The sequence below is a fragment of the Streptococcus sp. GMD5S genome (genome assembly GCF_000298715.2).
Lineage (GTDB): Bacteria > Bacillota > Bacilli > Lactobacillales > Streptococcaceae > Streptococcus.
Window position 1 is genome coordinate 106633 of sequence record NZ_AJRG02000002.1, and the last position, 16102, is coordinate 122734.

Consider the following 16102-nt stretch of genomic DNA (forward strand, 5'->3'; position numbering starts at 1 on the left):
ACATAGATCCAAATAATACACTCGTATCCAAAAGTTGACCAATCCTTCTGTGCCTTTCCATCCAAAGAAAAATCCTCTTAGTCCAAGAAGGCTTTTCTTTTGTCTTGTACTTCATTTGCCTACTCATCTTCATTTTCATCTACTCCTTTTTTTGAGCCTTTAGAGAGAAAGAAGATTGCCAAAGTTAACATCAAGACTAGAAGGTAGATGACAATAGGAAACCAGATATAGGATGACTCCAGTGAAAACAAAGGTGACAGAACGACTCTTCCTCTTTTTCTCACACCAATCAGTTGAAAAATGAAGCTAAGGATATTGATATAAATAAAGGGTTCACAAAATCTTTTAAGAGTCCTTTCTTTTTCAGTTTTCACTGACAAAAAGAGAGCATAAAACCTATTACCCAAGATAAAAAGATTCAATTGCAAGGGAAATAAAAGCTCTCTGTACCGAAAATCAGCTGGAATGCTTTTGTTCTGTGATGTTGTAAATTCTATAACTAGGAACAAGATGATATAAAAGATAATATCAAGCATAAATTTGATAAATCGATGACCTTGTAACCAAAAACGAACAGAATCTAAGCTCGATGACTTCTTATAATTCTTCTCTTTCAAATTCATAATAACTTCTTTCTATTTAAAATATCTGCTAAAACGTGATTTTTTGTTCATTGAGTAATCTGAAAACAAAATCGCAATTCTACCAGTATTTAAGTCTCAGATTTTGAGGATTTCTTACGTACCATTCTAATTTCAGTGATAGGTTTTCCAAGGTCAAGTATTTTTTCTTGCCCATCAAAAGTAAAACCCATTTTTTGATAGAATGCAATGGCTCGCTTATTCCCTTTTAATACCCATAAAAATATTTCAGAGAACTGTTCAAGAGTCGTCAGAGCTTCCTTCATTAACTTCTGAGAAATACCTTTTCCATAATAGTCTTTTAAAACATATAAGGTAATAATTTCACCAGCTTGAATAGTCTCATCACGAAAGTTTCCATAACTGATAAAACCAACTACCTTCATGCCATCTATCGCAATCAATGTATTTTTAGGATATTTTTGACTAAAGAATCGACATCTTTCTAATGTCATCGTCTCCTGAAATTCTGCAGGTAAAAGATCATCATAAGCCTCTCTCCACGTTTGCCAATGAACGAAGGATTTACCTTCTATCTCTTCAGGAGTTTCCATTTGTTTGATAGTTAGGTTCATTTATTTTACTCCATTCTTCTCTCAGAATACCATATTTAATACTATCAAAATATTTGCCTTGGTAATAACGAACTTTTGGAATATGAGCTTCTTTTTTCATTCTTAATTTTTCAGCAAGTTTTACCATACCAAGATTTCCTGACCAAGTTGTCAAACCAAGATGCTCCAACACCAAGTAATCCTTAAATGTCCGATCTATCCATTGTAGCATAGCAGCTTTTCCAATGCCAGAGTTCCAAAATTTGTTATCATAAATACAAATCCCCAATTCCATCCATCTTGTTTGTTTACATACCCAGTAGCGCGAAACAGTCCCAACTAATTTATCATCAACAAAAATACCAAGGCGATTTGAGTTGTTTAGAGTAGATTCTGATTTTTGTAGTTTAAATTCTTGAAAATTAGGAAAATGCTGATAATCGTCATAATAGGGAGCATCATACTGCTTCCAAATTGGATTAGATTGTGAATAAGCAATTTCCCACAAAGACACCAAATCTTCTTCATTTAGTTTTCTTAAATAAACCATACTTTTTCCTAATCCAACGCCTTGACTTCATCAGCTACTTTTTGTAGATATTTTTGTCTTGTAGAATTTGTATTCACCTCACGCCCTAACTCACCCAAAATTGAAACTTTCTTTGTTTTAATACCGCAGTGATTTAGGACAGCATTCTTTAATACTGATATTCCATAACTGTCTGGGATATTGATAGGACCTGAAAATACTTTGTACCACCATGTTGGTGCCATGGATGTTGCGTAAATACTAGCTGTTTTTCCTTTTAGTAACTTTTTAAACTGCTGACCCCTTAAGTAGTTTAAAATAAAACTTCCTTGATTATTGGCAGAGTACGCAATTCCTGGCGTGAAAACACGATCAATCCAACCCTTCAATAAACTAGGCATACTACTCCACCAAATTGGATAAACAAAAATGAAATGATCTGCCCACTGAATTAATTCCTGAGAGCGAAGTATGAAGGGGTCCTCTTCCATCCGTTTTCGATAACCATAACGTAATACAGGATCAAAATCTATCTCATTTAGGTTAATAGATTCAAGCTCATGATGATTTGAGTCAATATTTTCTACAATCGTTTGAAAAATTTCTTGACAGAAACTTCCCTTGTCATGATGTCCATTGATGACTAAAATTTTCATTCGTTTTCTCCTTCACTACCCCAACGCCTTGACTTCCAACATCATATCGCGTATCTGAGCTGCCAGTTCAAAGTCAAGCACTTCGACGGCTTCTTGCATTTGTTTTTCCAGTTTCTTGACGAGTTCTTTGCGTTCTTGTTTGTTGAGGCTATTGATATCGACTTCCTTGTCCTCTTCCTTAGAAACTGCCTTGGTCACAGCAATCAGGTCACGGATTTCTTTCTTAATGGTTTGAGGTACGATACCATGCTCTTCATTATAAGCCATCTGGATTTTCCGACGGCGAGCCGTTTCATCGATGGCACGTTGCATAGACTGAGTCATCGTGTCCGCATACATGATTACATGCCCTTCGCTATTACGGGCAGCACGGCCAATGGTCTGGATGAGGCCACGTTCGTTACGAAGGAAGCCTTCCTTGTCAGCATCTAGAATAGCAACCAAACTTACTTCAGGTACGTCAATCCCTTCGCGGAGCAGGTTGATTCCGACCAAGACATCAAAAACACCCAAGCGTAGGTCACGGATAATCTCCGTCCGCTCCAAGGTCTTGATGTCCGAGTGCATATACTTGACCTTGATGCCCATTTCTTTGAAGTAGTCGGTCAAGTCTTCTGCCATTTTCTTAGTCAAGGTGGTAATAAAGGTCCGTTCATTCTTTTCAACATGGGCATTGATTTCACCTAGGAGGTCATCAATCTGTCCCATAGTTGGACGAACTTCCACTTCAGGATCTAGAAGTCCTGTCGGACGAATGATTTGCTCAATTATTGTCTCGGTCTGTTCATTTTCATAGTCACCTGGTGTCGCTGAAACGTAAACAATCTGGTGCACATGACTTTCAAACTCCTCCCGACGGAGAGGGCGATTGTCCAAGGCAGACGGCAAACGGAAACCATAATTGACCAACATTTCCTTACGAGAACGGTCTCCATTATACATGCCCTTGATTTGCCCCATGGTCATGTGACTTTCATCAATCATGATCAAGAAATCATTTGGGAAAAAGTCGAGAAGCGTATAAGGAGGCTCTCCTTCACTACGACCATCCATGTGGCGTGAGTAGTTTTCAACACCGTTGGTATAGCCCATCTCACGTAACATCTCAATATCATACTCTGTTCGCTGTTTCAAACGCTGGGCTTCTAGCAGTTTGCCTTCCTTCTCAAAGACAGCTAACTGCTCTTCTAATTCTGCTTGAATTTTCGCAATCGCAACTTCCATGTGGTCATCATTGGTCACAAAGTGAGTGGCAGGGAAAATCGCCAAATGATCGACTTCTCCCAATACCTGACCTGTCAAAGCCTCAACTTCACGGATACGGTCAATCTCATCCCCGAAAAACTCTACTCGAAAAGCGTGTTCATCACGAGAAGCTGGGAAAATCTCCACCACATCCCCACGCACACGAAATCTTCCCCGTTGGAAATCAATATCATTACGTTCAAATTGGATATCAACCAAGTCATTCAAGAGTTTATCACGAGAAATTTCAAGCCCTGGACGTAGACTTACAACACTGTCAGCGTATTCTTTGGGCGAACCCAAACCATAGATACAAGAGACTGAAGCCACGACAATGACATCATTACGCTCTAAAAGAGCCGAAGTCGCTGAGTGACGGAGCTTGTCAATCTCATCATTGACCGAGCTATCCTTTTCAATATAAGTATCACTCGAAGGGACATAGGCCTCAGGTTGATAATAATCATAGTAGGATACGAAGTACTCAACAGCATTTTCAGGGAAAAATTCCTTAAACTCCCCATAGAGCTGACCAGCTAGGGTTTTGTTATGGGCAATGACCAAAGTAGGTTTATTGACTTTGGAAATGACCTGACTCATGGTATAGGTCTTCCCTGTACCCGTCGCCCCCATCAAAATTTGGGCCTTTTCTCCACCCTCTATATTGTCAACCAACTGCTCAATCGCTTGGGGTTGATCTCCTGAAGGTTCATATTTTGATACTAGTTTAAATTTATTATCTGTTATTCTATTTATCATGATTGCCTCATCTGCATTTTTTTATCTTTCTATTTTACCATAAATTTACTTTTCAGACTCTTCTCTAGGTTGATGAGAGCAAGGATTCTATGTTACATTTTCTTACATAAAATCCATTAAATTTGCCTTTTCATTCATTTTCTGATATAATGGGAAAATATTCGGAAAAGGAGACTAAAAATGAAGAAAAAAATACTAGCATGTTTGCTCATTTTATTTCCCATTTTCTCACTAGGTATGGCAAAAGCTGATACTGTTAAGATTGTGTCTGATACAGCTTACGCACCTTTTGAGTTTAAAGATTCAGATCAAACCTATAAAGGGATTGATGTTGATATTATCAATAAAGTCGCAGAAATCAAAGGATGGAACATCCAAATGTCTTATCCTGGCTTTGATGCAGCTGTAAATGCAGTGCAGTCAGGTCAAGCAGATGCCATTATGGCAGGTATGACAAAAACAAAAGAACGTGAAAATGTCTTTACCATGTCTGATACTTATTATGATACAAAAGTTGTCATTGCTACCACAAAGGCAAATAAAATCACCAAATATGAGGAACTTAGCGGAAAAACAGTTGGAGTTAAGAACGGAACTGCCGCTCAACGTTTCCTCGAAAGTATCAAAGATAAATACGGTTTCTCTATTAAAACCTTTGATACTGGTGATTTGATGAATAATAGTCTAAGTGCTGGTGCTGTAAATGCTATCATGGATGATAAACCTGTTATTGAGTATGCGATTAACCAAGGGCAAGATCTCAGCATCAATATGGATGGTGAGGCTGTTGGAAGCTTTGCTTTTGGTGTCAAGAAAGGGAGCAAGTATGAACACTTGGTTACCGAGTTTAATGAAGCCCTAGCACAAATGAAGAAAGATGGTAGCTTGGAGCAAATCATCCAAAAATGGACAGCTTCTACAACTACGGCAACCCCAACGACAACTACTGCTGCTGGGCAAAAAGCTACTCCAGTGAAAAGCAAGTACATTATTGCTAGCGACTCATCTTTCGCCCCATTCGTCTTTCAAAATTCAAGCAATCAATACACTGGTATTGATATGGACCTCATCAAGGCGATTGCCAAAGATCAAGGTTTTGAAATTGAAATTACCAACCCAGGATTTGACGCAGCCATCAGTGCTGTTCAAGCAGGGCAAGCAGATGGTATCATTGCTGGTATGTCTGTAACAGATGCTCGTAAGGAAACCTTCGACTTCTCAGAATCATACTACACAGCAAATACGATTCTTGGTGTAAAAGAATCAAGCACAATTGCTTCTTATGAAGACCTCAAGGATAAAACTGTTGGTGTTAAAAACGGAACTGCCTCTCAAACCTTCCTTACTGAAAATCAAAGCAAATACGGCTATAAGATTAAAACCTTTGCAGATGGCGCATCAATGTATGACAGTCTGAATACTGGAGCTATTGATGCTGTGATGGATGATGAGCCTGTTCTCAAATATTCTATCAGCCAAGGTCAAAAATTGAAAACACCAATCGCTGGAACTCCAATCGGTGAAACTGCCTTTGCGGTTAAAAAAGGAACAAACCCAGAATTGATCCAGATGTTCAATAACGGACTTGCAAATCTTAAAGCTAACGGACAATTCCAAAAGATTCTTGACAAGTATCTAGCTAGCGAAACTTCAACTGACTCTACAAGTACGGTTGACGAAACAACTATCTGGGGCTTGCTTCAAAACAACTACAAACAACTTCTTAGTGGACTTGGAATCACTCTTGCTCTAGCTCTTATCTCATTTGCAATTGCCATTGTCATCGGTATTATCTTTGGTATGTTTAGTGTTAGCCCATATAAATCTCTTCGTCTAATCTCTGAGATTTTCGTTGACGTTATCCGTGGTATTCCCTTGATGATTCTTGCAGCCTTCATCTTCTGGGGTATTCCAAACTTCATCGAGTCCATTACAGGCCAACAAAGTCCAATCAATGACTTTGTAGCTGGTACTATCGCCCTCTCACTCAATGCAGCTGCTTATATCGCTGAAATTGTTCGTGGTGGGATTCAAGCTGTTCCAGTTGGGCAAATGGAGGCCAGCCGCAGTCTTGGTATCTCTTATGGAAAAACCATGCGTAAGATTATCTTGCCACAAGCAACTAAATTGATGTTGCCAAACTTTGTCAACCAATTCGTTATCGCTCTTAAAGATACAACCATCGTCTCTGCTATCGGTTTGGTTGAACTCTTCCAAACTGGTAAGATCATCATTGCCCGTAACTACCAAAGTTTCAAGATGTATGCAATCCTTGCTATCTTCTATCTTGTAATTATCACGCTTTTGACTAGACTAGCGAAACGCTTAGAAAAGAGGATTCGTTAATGGCAAAACTAAAAATTGATGTAAATGATTTGCATAAGTATTATGGAAAAGACGAAGTTTTAAAAGGTATTACTACTAAGTTTTATGAAGGAGATGTTGTTTGTATCATCGGTCCTTCTGGTTCTGGTAAATCGACCTTCCTCCGTAGCCTTAACCTCCTCGAGGAGGTAACGAGTGGCCACATCACAGTAAATGGTTATGATCTGACTGAAAAATCAACCAATGTCGACCATGTTCGTGAAAACGTGGGAATGGTCTTCCAACATTTCAACCTCTTCCCTCACATGTCAGTCCTAGAAAATATCACTTTTGCACCTATTGAACACAAACGAATGACCAAAGAAGAAGCTGAGAAATTGGGGATGGAGTTGCTGGAGAAAGTCGGTCTTGCAGACAAAGCTAATGCTAACCCAGATAGCCTATCAGGTGGTCAAAAACAGCGTGTAGCTATCGCTCGTGGACTTGCCATGAATCCTGATATCATGCTCTTTGATGAGCCAACTTCCGCTCTGGACCCTGAGATGGTTGGAGATGTACTGAATGTTATGAAGGAATTGGCAGAGCAAGGTATGACCATGATTATCGTAACCCATGAGATGGGATTTGCTCGTCAGGTGGCTAACCGTGTTATCTTTACGGCTGATGGTGAATTCCTGGAAGATGGAACTCCAGATCAAATCTTCGATAACCCACAACACCGTCGTCTAAAAGAGTTCTTGGACAAGGTCTTAAATGTATAAAACAAAACTGTAAGGCTCTCCTTACAGTTTTTAATTGCGTATTGGATTTTTTGTTTTTTTTGAAAATTATGATAAAATAAAAACTATGATAATGAGGAAATCTCATCCCTAGTCCAACTAGGAAAAAATATAGAAATTAGGTAGCTAGATGTCATCAAAGGTTATTGTTACAATTTTCGGTGCGAGTGGAGATTTAGCTAAACGCAAACTCTACCCTTCCCTTTTCAGACTCTATAAATCAGGCAATCTCTCTGAGCATTTTGCTGTTATTGGAACAGCTCGTAGACCTTGGAGTAAGGAATATTTTGAATCTGTAGTTGTCGAATCCATCCTTGATTTGGCAGATAGTACCGAGCAAGCCCAAGAATTCGCTAGCCACTTCTACTATCAAAGCCATGATGTGAATGATACGGAACATTACATTGCCTTGCGTCAATTACAAGCTGAGCTCAACGAAAAATACCAAGCTGAACACAATAAACTCTTCTTCTTGTCCATGGCACCCCAGTTCTTTGGAACTATCGCCAAGCACCTCAAATCTGAAAACATTGTTGATGGCAAAGGTTTTGAGCGCTTGATCGTTGAGAAACCATTTGGCACAGACTACGAAACAGCGAGCAAACTCAATGAAGATCTCCTTGCTGCCTTTGATGAGGAGCAAATCTACCGTATCGACCATTACTTAGGTAAAGAGATGATTCAGAGTATCTTTGCTGTTCGTTTTGCCAACATGATCTTTGAGAATGTTTGGAACCGTGAGCACATTGATAATGTACAGATTACCTTTGCGGAACGCTTGGGTGTTGAAGAACGCGGTGGCTACTATGATCAATCTGGTGCCCTTCGTGATATGGTGCAAAACCATACTCTCCAACTCCTCTCTCTTCTAGCCATGGACAAACCAGCTAGTTTTACAAAAGATGAGATTCGTGCTGAAAAGATAAAGGTCTTTAAAAACCTCTATCATCCAACTGAGGAAGAACTGAAAGAACAGTTTATCCGTGGTCAATATCGCTCTGGTAAAATCGATGGCATGAAATACATTTCCTATCGAAGCGAACCAAATGTCGACCCAGAATCTACAACAGAAACCTTTGCATCTGGTGCCTTCTTTGTAGACAGCGATCGTTTCCGTGGTGTTCCCTTCTTCTTCCGTACAGGGAAACGCCTGACTGAAAAAGGGACTCATGTCAATATCGTCTTTAAGCAAATGGACTCTATCTTCGGAGAACCACTTGCTCCAAACATTTTGACCATCTATATCCAACCAACTGAAGGATTCTCTCTCAGCCTAAATGGGAAGCAAGTCGGTGAAGAATTTAACCTGGCGCCAAGCTCTTTAGATTATCGTACAGATGCTACCGCTACTGGGGCTTCACCAGATCCATACGAAAAGCTAATCTACGATGTCTTGAACAACAATTCTACCAACTTTAGCCACTGGGATGAGGTGAGCGCTTCTTGGAAATTGATTGACCGTATCGAAGAGCTCTGGGCTCAAAATGGAGTTCCGCTCCACGACTACAAGTCTGGAAGCATGGGACCACAAGCAAGCTTTGACTTACTTGAGAAGTATGGAGCAAAATGGACTTGGCAACCAGATATCGCCTATCGTGAAGATGGCCGTTTAGAATAGCAAAAATATCCTGCAAGATGACTTGTAGGATATTTATTTTGTATTAAATCAAGCCCTCTAAGAGACCTTTCATAAAGTTTTCTGAGTTAAATTCCCCGATATCATCGATTTTTTCACCAAAACCAATCAATTTTACAGGGATATTAAGTTCTTCTCGGATAGCCAGAACGACACCACCGCGAGCAGTTCCGTCAATTTTTGTCAAAACAATTCCAGTCAATGGTGTTATCTTAGAAAATTCCTTAGCTTGTACCAAGGCGTTCTGTCCAGTTGAAGCATCGAGTGCCAGGAAGGTTTCATGAGGTGCCTCTGGAACGACACGTTTAATAATACGACCAATCTTTTCCAACTCGGCCATAAGGTTGTCCTTGTTTTGCAGACGCCCTGCTGTATCAATCATGAGAATATCAATCCCTTCGGCTACGGCGCGTTCCATACCATCAAAGACCACACTTGCTGGATCAGCCTTTTCAGGCCCCGTCACAACAGGAACATCCACACGTCGACCCCATTCAGCTAGCTGAGCTACAGCACCCGCACGGAAGGTATCTGCCGCAACCAACATGACTTTCTTGCCAGCTTGTTTATATCGATGAGCCAATTTCCCAATAGAAGTTGTCTTCCCAACACCATTAACACCAACAAAGAGCATGACTGTCAAACCATCTTGGAAATGGATTTGTTCATCGTAGTTGCCATCCTTCTCATAGAGTTCAACCAATTTCTCGATAATGACACGACGGAGCGCATCAGGCTTCTTAGCATTTTCGAGTTTGGCTTCATAGCGTAGTTCTTCTGTTAAGTTTGAAGCGACTTGCACACCGACGTCGCTCATGATGAGCAGTTCTTCCAATTCTTCGAAGAATTCTTCATCGACAGAACGGAAGTTGGCAAAGAAGGCATTCAAACGAGCACCGAATCCGGTACGCGTCTTTTTGAGACTGCGGTCATATTTTTCCTGAACCGTTTCTTCAGACTGGTGACTTTCTTCTCCTACGTCTTCAGCCCCTAGCTCTTCTCCAGTTTCTAGAGATTCTTGGCTCTCTTCTTCGAAAAATTCTTCAGGTTCTTGGCCTTGCTCTGTCTCATCAACCTCTTCTTGAACCGTTTCCTCAACTGCTTCTGGTTCAATAACTTCTTCTGTCAAGATCTGAGGGGTTTCTTCTTGAGCAGGTGTTTCTTCCACTTTGTCTCTTGCTGTCTCTTCCTGAGAAGTTTCTTCGACTGAAGTTTGGTTTTCTTCAACCTCTTCTGACAAATCAAGATTTTCCAGAGCTTCTTTTACGATATCTTCGATTTTCGGCTCTTCTTTTTTTCCGAATAGACGGTCAAATAATCCCATATTCTAGTTCTCCTTTAGCACGTATTCTTCGATAGCCCAGGCAACGGCTTCCTCGTCGTTGGTCATTGGGGTAATGACATTGGCAACTGCCTTAACTGCTGGAACTGCATTTTGCATGGCAACTCCCAGACCTGCCCACTCAATCATGGAAAGGTCATTGGCCTCGTCCCCACAAGCAATGACTTGACTTTGGTCGATTCCTAAGTGTTTAATTAATTTCGCTAAACCTGTTGCCTTGTGGACATTTTTCGGTGACCATTCCAATAAGAGTTCACGCGATTTGAAGATCTCATATTGGTCAAACAATTCAGAAGAAATCTGTTGAATCGCTGTATCCAAAGGTTCTTGGGCAAAGGCAGTCACACATTTGTTATACGTCATCTGACTAGATAGATCCTCAAAAGCGACAGGTACGAAAGTCAAGGCTGGGTTGAACTTAGCATAGAGACTTTCTTGGTCCGACTGGATTTGATAGACGGTTCCTTCTGAAATAGCATCTAACGGAAGTCCGAGTTTTTCAGTTTCCTCGTACAAACGTGCCACATCATCGATTGAAAAGACGGTTTTATCGAGAATCTCTCCAGTATTTTTCTGTACCAGACCACCATTAAAGGTGATGGTGTACTCATCCTCCTGACCGTCAGTCCCTAGCTCATGGAGAAAGAAATCCATAGCTTTCAGAGGACGTCCCGTTGTCAGAACGACCTTGATGCCACGGTCACGCGCAGCTTTGAGGACCTCCTTGGTACGATCTGTCAGCTTTTTATCCGTTGTCAGCAAAGTACCGTCCAAATCCAGTGCAATCAATTTAATATCTGCCATTATAAGCCCTCCATATAAGTCATCACTGATTGGTCCTTATGGTGGCCAATCACTGTCTCTGCTAATTCTAAAATCTCTGGTCGCGCATTTTCAGGAGCGATGGGGTGCCCCACTACCTGCATCATGTGAAGGTCATTGAGATTATCGCCAAAAGCCATGACCTGATCCATGGTCAGACCAAGTTTTTTTGCCAGCTCAACAATAGCTACACCCTTATCAACATAGTCCAAGACAATATCAATGGATTCAAAACCAGTTGTCATGGCTTTCACACCAGGAACATTTTCGTTGACCCAGGCCTCACCAACTTCTATCGTTTCTTCTGTGAAGTTGGTGGTGAATTTAAAAATCTCATCCGTGATATCTTCTAAACTCGCTACTTTTTGAATGTTTTCATTGTAGTGACGACTAAACATCAGATAGATCTCATCCACTGTATCCAATACATAACAAGCTTTTTTCCCAGTCAAGAGCATTTTTCTTTCATCAAAATAGGGTGATTTCTTTAAAGCTTCAAAAGTGCTCAAGTAAAAATCCCGAGACATAGTAGCCTCATACATATCCTCACCATGAAACTCAACATAGCTCCCATTTTCAGCTATAAAAATCACTTCATCACGCACATCTGCAAACAACTTTTTCAGGGACAGGATACCACGACCTGAAGCCACTGCAAAATAAATCCCCTTTTCCTTGTAGGAAACAAGTACGTTTTTGAGGCGTTTCATATCAAACCGACCCTCTCCATCTAGAAAGGTTCCATCCATATCGGTTGCTACAAGTTTAATCATAAAATCCTTCATTCTCCAATTGATAAATCTACCTTCTATTATACCATAGATAAGCTAAAAAAGGACTTGTACAGTAGGATTGGCAACTGTATTGCCGTGCTTTTTCGGTAAAACTTCAAAGGGCCTAAAAATTAGAATCGTAGAACTTTTTTCAGATAGTTTAAAAAGTTTGTATTCCCCTACCCTTTTCTCTATAATGGAGAGAAAGGAGATGACTATGACAGAAATGAAACATGAAATTGATGCTAACTTTGCAGGACGACTCAATATCCTACGTGCGGGTGTTCTGGGTGCCAATGATGGGATTATTTCCATCGCTGGAGTCGTTATCGGGGTTGCCAGTGCGACGAGCAATATCTGGATTATCTTTTTATCTGGACTAGCCGCTATCCTCGCTGGTGCTTTTTCTATGGCAGGTGGAGAATATGTCTCTGTATCCACTCAGAAAGACACGGAAGAAGCCGCTGTTGCCAGAGAACAGTTGCTCTTGGATAAGGACATCGAATCTGCTAAACAATCCCTCTATGCTGCTTACCTTCAAAATGGTGAGTGTGAAACGTCCGCACAACTTTTGACCAACAAGGCCTTTTTAAAAAATCCCCTCAAAGCCTTGGTTGAGGAAAAATACGGTATCGAGTACGAGGAATTTACCAATCCTTGGCATGCTGCAATCTCTAGCTTTATCGCCTTTGTACTGGGAAGTCTTCCTCCTATGCTTTCCATCACTGTCTTTCCAAGTGATTATCGCATTCCTGCTACTGTTTTTATCGTTGCCCTTTCCCTTCTCGTCACTGGCTATACCAGTGCTAAACTAGGCAAGGCACCTACGAAAACTGCTATGATCCGTAACCTCTGTATCGGACTTCTCACCATGGGCGTAACCTTCCTCTTGGGACAACTCTTTAGTATCTAAGCTAAAAGAAATACCTCGACCAGCATCGAGGTATCTTTTTTACATTTGCACAATCTTGCGATAACTTCTTGAGGTAATCATAAAGATCAAAACATAGACGATGAGGAAGATGGCACAGATGGACAGAGTGACTGTCAACATCATGGTCGCATCTAGCACACCAATGACTTTTAGGATGAGGCTAAGCATATGATAGGCAAAGGCAAGGTGTAGGAAGGCAAATAGCAAAGGAAGGAAGAATACAGTTAGCACCTGTTTGTTAATGGTTTGCTTGATTTGCTTTTGATCGAGACCGACTTTTTGCAAAATGATAAAGCGTTCACGATCTTCATAGCCTTCAGAGATTTGTTTGTAGTAGATGACAAGAACCGTTCCCACCATAAAGATGATAGAGAGGAAGATACCGATGAAGAAAACTCCACCAAAGAGAGCACTCATCTGCGCACTACTATCAGCCAGATTGCTTCCGTAAACATAGCTTCCTTCTTTGTTTAGTTCTCTATTAAAGTTGTTAACGAATTTTGAATAGTCATCTGCAATTTTAAGCTGCTCTTCCTCACTAGCCGTTACATTCATACCACCATAGTATTGATTAAAGATGGAAGAATTAGGATGCTGGTCAAGAAAGGCTTTCAAGTCAGGAACAACCAAATAGTTATAATCCGAAGTTAGAATATTGTACTGATTTGGGACATGTTCAAGAATAAAATCTTTTTTGATTTCTTCTTTGATCGTGTAGGTCTGGTCATTCAGAGTCAGTTCTTTTTGACCTTGAAGTTGCTTGTTTTGAGCAAACAATCCAACTTCCTTACCTGAAAGTGCAAGTTTCTGTCCTGTCATATTCTCATAGTCTTTTTGGTCAAAGACCATAAAAATAGTTTTCGGTTGAACACGATTTTGACCTTTCTCAAAAATTGTCAATTTCGTACCTTCTTGATTTGCCACACCAAAGTTACTGTATGTAAGGACTTCTTTCTTTGTGACAGTCAATCCTTTTTCACTAGCATACTGGCTCAAGAGTTTTTCGATATCTTCTTTTTCAACATTCTGTCCTGTAATCCCAAAATCATGTGGATTCATGACCTTCTTGAAGTTTTCTGATGCCTTAAAGATACTTGTTGCAGCAGACATAGTCACTAAGACCATGGTTGAGAGAATAGCAATCGTCGCCAGACCAACCGCATTTTTCTTCATACGGAAAATGAGATTGGATACGGAAATCATGTTGTTGGGTTGGTAATAATAACGCTTGTTTTTCTTTAAGATTTGTAAGAAAACTGTAATCCCTGCATTGAAGAGAAGATAAGTTCCCAAAATTACTAACAAAACTGCTACGAAGAAAATCAGAACAGCAGAAAGTGGGTTTTCGACTGTTACTGCTAGATAGTAACCCGCTCCCAAACTAATCAGACCTAGAATGGTTTGGACACCTAAGAAACGTCCTTTTTTCTCACCACTGGCCTTCTCACGAGAGAGCTGAAGGGCATTCATGCGTGCAATACGAAAGGCATTGATAAAAATCAGACCTAGGAAGATAGCTCCAAAGACGATGAGAACTAGGATAAAGACAATTGGTTGGAAAGTCGAAACGAGCTCCACTTTCATCTTCATCAGCTTCAGAAGAAGGGCGAAGATTAGCTTATCAAAGAGAGCTCCTAGACCGAGACCAGCTGTCAAGGTTAAGGAACCAAAAATAAGAAGCTCCTTAAAAACCATACTGATCAAATGGCGCTTTTCGAGACCCAGCATACCATATACACCCAGCTCCTTGGAGCGGTTCTTCATGACAAAACTATTGGCATAAAGTACAATAATTCCAGAAGCGATGGTAACAACCACCATACCGAGGGCAAGCGTCATAGAGATAGTTTCTCCCCCTCGGATCTTGCCAATGTTAGGATTAAGCGACAGTGAGTAAAAGAGATAGGTGATGGTCACTGCTAAGAGAACAGCTAAAGCAAAGGGATAGTAGAGTTTGCGGTTTTTGATCAAGTTGGATACCGCTAACTTATTGGTTAATCGGAACATACTAATTCACCTCGCTTGCCATAACAGTCAAAGTATCAGAGATTTCTTGGAACATCTGACGCTCTGTCTTGTCTCCACGGTAGATTTGGTTGTAAAGAATGCCGTCTTTGATAAAGAGAACGCGCTTGGCCCTGCTGGCTGCTGCCGTTGAGTGAGTTACCATGAGAATGGTTTGGCCACGTTCATTGATTTCATCAAATACATCCAGAAGTGCTGCAGATGACTTGGAGTCAAGGGCTCCTGTTGGCTCATCAGCAAGGAGAATTTCAGGTTCTGTGATGATGGCGCGTGCTACTGCTACCCGCTGCTTTTGACCGCCTGAGATCTCGTAAGGGTACTTCTCTTGCAATTGGTTGATACCTAGATTCTCAGCAGTCACCACCAATTTTTTCATCATCTCCGTAATAGGTTTTCGTGATAGAACTAACGGAAGCAAGATATTATCCTTAACAGACAAGGTATCTAGCAAGTTAAAGTCTTGGAAGACAAATCCCAACTTCTCACGACGGAAACTCGAAGCCTGTGAATTTTTAATAGTGGCTGTGTCGGTTCCGTTGAGGTAAACCTGCCCGCGAGTTGGTTTGTCCAGCATAGCTAGAATGTTGAGCAAGGTTGACTTTCCTGAACCAGACTCACCCATGATAGCAACGTAGTCACCCTTTTCTACGGTAAAGTGAATGTCCTTGAGAGCCTCAACTTGGTTGCCTTGGAAACGTGTTTTGTAGATTTTTTGAACGTGTTTTACATCTAAAAGTGTCATGATTTTCTCCTTCTTAATATCCCATCAATTGAAACTGTGCTTGCATCATAGCGCATCCTAGTTGAACACGCTCGATATCTTTTTGACTTGGTTTTCTTGTTTTCTTTTGTAAAATTCTTTTCATGGTTTTACTCCTTTGTTCTTTATGAGTCTAGTTTATCGCAAAAAAAGAGGTCTTGCCATAACCTAACCTTACAAAAGAGACTTTAATCTTACATTTTTGTAAGATTGAAAAAATCAAGCAATTTCGCTATCAATATTTTACCACAAAAGAAAGTCAAGAAGAAAACCCTTGCGGATACAAGGGTTAAGGTTCGATATTCAGTCTGCATCAATCAGT

Annotated in this window: 14 protein-coding genes; 4 read left to right on the forward strand and 10 right to left on the reverse strand. The window is 40.5% G+C overall.

Annotation, left to right across the window (positions count from 1 at the left end; translation table 11 throughout):
- Positions 1 to 119: 119 nt before the first annotated feature.
- The 5 genes from GMD5S_RS0202010 to uvrB all read right to left on the reverse strand — a co-directional run bounded on the left by GMD5S_RS0202010 (position 120) and on the right by uvrB (position 4384).
- On the reverse strand, positions 120 to 623 hold the full coding sequence (locus GMD5S_RS0202010; protein WP_001049352.1) for a hypothetical protein: 504 nt from the start codon (positions 621 to 623) through the stop codon (positions 120 to 122).
- 89 nt (positions 624 to 712) lie between these two features.
- Positions 713 to 1216 (reverse strand): GNAT family N-acetyltransferase, encoded by a 504-nt coding sequence (locus tag GMD5S_RS0202015; protein WP_001054582.1) that lies wholly within the window; start codon positions 1214 to 1216, stop codon positions 713 to 715.
- On the reverse strand, positions 1182 to 1745 hold the full coding sequence (locus GMD5S_RS0202020) for a GNAT family N-acetyltransferase (RefSeq protein ID WP_000262764.1): 564 nt from the start codon (positions 1743 to 1745) through the stop codon (positions 1182 to 1184). The genes GMD5S_RS0202015 and GMD5S_RS0202020 overlap by 35 nt, the downstream gene beginning before the upstream one ends.
- 8 nt (positions 1746 to 1753) lie before the next feature.
- Positions 1754 to 2380 carry an NAD(P)H-dependent oxidoreductase gene (locus GMD5S_RS0202025; protein WP_000699273.1) on the reverse strand — a complete coding sequence of 209 codons (627 nt, stop codon included), beginning with the start codon at positions 2378 to 2380 and terminating at the stop codon, positions 1754 to 1756.
- Between the two features lie 15 nt (positions 2381 to 2395).
- Positions 2396 to 4384, reverse strand: coding sequence for an excinuclease ABC subunit UvrB (gene uvrB, locus GMD5S_RS0202030; RefSeq protein WP_000610402.1), 1989 nt, complete (start codon positions 4382 to 4384; stop codon positions 2396 to 2398).
- Positions 4385 to 4564: 180 nt separating this feature from the next.
- On the opposite strand from uvrB, the gene GMD5S_RS0202035 reads away from it, so the two are divergent.
- The 3 genes from GMD5S_RS0202035 to zwf all read left to right on the forward strand — a co-directional run bounded on the left by GMD5S_RS0202035 (position 4565) and on the right by zwf (position 9106).
- Complete coding sequence (locus GMD5S_RS0202035; RefSeq protein ID WP_000726965.1) at positions 4565 to 6730, forward strand: ABC transporter substrate-binding protein/permease; 2166 nt, start codon at positions 4565 to 4567, stop codon at positions 6728 to 6730.
- On the forward strand, positions 6730 to 7470 hold the full coding sequence (locus GMD5S_RS0202040; protein WP_001096331.1) for an amino acid ABC transporter ATP-binding protein: 741 nt from the start codon (positions 6730 to 6732) through the stop codon (positions 7468 to 7470). The genes GMD5S_RS0202035 and GMD5S_RS0202040 overlap by 1 nt, the downstream gene beginning before the upstream one ends.
- Positions 7471 to 7618: 148 nt before the next feature.
- A complete protein-coding gene (gene zwf / locus GMD5S_RS0202045) occupies positions 7619 to 9106 on the forward strand; it encodes a glucose-6-phosphate dehydrogenase (RefSeq protein ID WP_000096111.1) in 1488 nt (495 codons plus the stop codon).
- Positions 9107 to 9149: 43 nt separating this feature from the next.
- Here zwf and ftsY read toward each other — a convergent pair whose 3' ends face one another.
- The 3 genes from ftsY to GMD5S_RS0202060 are packed head-to-tail and all read right to left on the reverse strand — an operon-like array spanning position 9150 to position 12061.
- Positions 9150 to 10448: a signal recognition particle-docking protein FtsY gene (gene ftsY / locus GMD5S_RS0202050; RefSeq protein WP_000522290.1), complete on the reverse strand. Its 1299-nt coding sequence runs from the start codon at positions 10446 to 10448 to the stop codon at positions 9150 to 9152.
- 3 nt (positions 10449 to 10451) lie between these two features.
- Entirely contained in the window at positions 10452 to 11270 is an 819-nt protein-coding gene (locus GMD5S_RS0202055; RefSeq protein WP_000763426.1) for a Cof-type HAD-IIB family hydrolase, read from the reverse strand.
- Entirely contained in the window at positions 11270 to 12061 is a 792-nt protein-coding gene (locus tag GMD5S_RS0202060; protein ID WP_025172599.1) for a Cof-type HAD-IIB family hydrolase, read from the reverse strand. The genes GMD5S_RS0202055 and GMD5S_RS0202060 overlap by 1 nt, the downstream gene beginning before the upstream one ends.
- A gap of 217 nt (positions 12062 to 12278) precedes the next feature.
- Between GMD5S_RS0202060 and GMD5S_RS0202065 the strand changes: the two genes are divergently transcribed.
- Positions 12279 to 12974, forward strand: a complete 696-nt coding sequence (locus tag GMD5S_RS0202065) for a VIT1/CCC1 transporter family protein (protein WP_000138119.1) — start codon at positions 12279 to 12281, stop codon at positions 12972 to 12974.
- A 39-nt stretch (positions 12975 to 13013) separates the two neighbouring features.
- Here the strand turns inward: GMD5S_RS0202065 and GMD5S_RS0202070 are convergent, their stop codons facing one another.
- Together GMD5S_RS0202070 and GMD5S_RS0202075 are read right to left on the reverse strand one after the other, a co-directional pair.
- A complete protein-coding gene (locus tag GMD5S_RS0202070; RefSeq protein WP_000489345.1) occupies positions 13014 to 15002 on the reverse strand; it encodes an ABC transporter permease in 1989 nt (662 codons plus the stop codon).
- 1 nt (position 15003) lies between these two features.
- Positions 15004 to 15762 (reverse strand): ABC transporter ATP-binding protein, encoded by a 759-nt coding sequence (locus GMD5S_RS0202075; protein WP_000173369.1) that lies wholly within the window; start codon positions 15760 to 15762, stop codon positions 15004 to 15006.
- Positions 15763 to 16102 lie beyond the last annotated feature (340 nt).

Bases quoted from the DNA above. Each gene is read 5' to 3' on its own strand.
- GMD5S_RS0202010 (WP_001049352.1), bottom strand. From the start codon at position 623: ATGAATTTGAAAGAGAAGAATTATAAGAAGTCATCGAGCTTAGATTCT.
- GMD5S_RS0202015 (WP_001054582.1), bottom strand. From the start codon at position 1,216: ATGAACCTAACTATCAAACAAATGGAAACTCCTGAAGAGATAGAAGGT.
- GMD5S_RS0202020 (WP_000262764.1), bottom strand. From the start codon at position 1,745: ATGGTTTATTTAAGAAAACTAAATGAAGAAGATTTGGTGTCTTTGTGG.
- GMD5S_RS0202025 (WP_000699273.1), bottom strand. From the start codon at position 2,380: ATGAAAATTTTAGTCATCAATGGACATCATGACAAGGGAAGTTTCTGT.
- uvrB (WP_000610402.1), bottom strand. From the start codon at position 4,384: ATGATAAATAGAATAACAGATAATAAATTTAAACTAGTATCAAAATAT.
- GMD5S_RS0202035 (WP_000726965.1), top strand. From the start codon at position 4,565: ATGAAGAAAAAAATACTAGCATGTTTGCTCATTTTATTTCCCATTTTC.
- GMD5S_RS0202040 (WP_001096331.1), top strand. From the start codon at position 6,730: ATGGCAAAACTAAAAATTGATGTAAATGATTTGCATAAGTATTATGGA.
- zwf (WP_000096111.1), top strand. From the start codon at position 7,619: ATGTCATCAAAGGTTATTGTTACAATTTTCGGTGCGAGTGGAGATTTA.
- ftsY (WP_000522290.1), bottom strand. From the start codon at position 10,448: ATGGGATTATTTGACCGTCTATTCGGAAAAAAAGAAGAGCCGAAAATC.
- GMD5S_RS0202055 (WP_000763426.1), bottom strand. From the start codon at position 11,270: ATGGCAGATATTAAATTGATTGCACTGGATTTGGACGGTACTTTGCTG.
- GMD5S_RS0202060 (WP_025172599.1), bottom strand. From the start codon at position 12,061: ATGATTAAACTTGTAGCAACCGATATGGATGGAACCTTTCTAGATGGA.
- GMD5S_RS0202065 (WP_000138119.1), top strand. From the start codon at position 12,279: ATGACAGAAATGAAACATGAAATTGATGCTAACTTTGCAGGACGACTC.
- GMD5S_RS0202070 (WP_000489345.1), bottom strand. From the start codon at position 15,002: ATGTTCCGATTAACCAATAAGTTAGCGGTATCCAACTTGATCAAAAAC.
- GMD5S_RS0202075 (WP_000173369.1), bottom strand. From the start codon at position 15,762: ATGACACTTTTAGATGTAAAACACGTTCAAAAAATCTACAAAACACGT.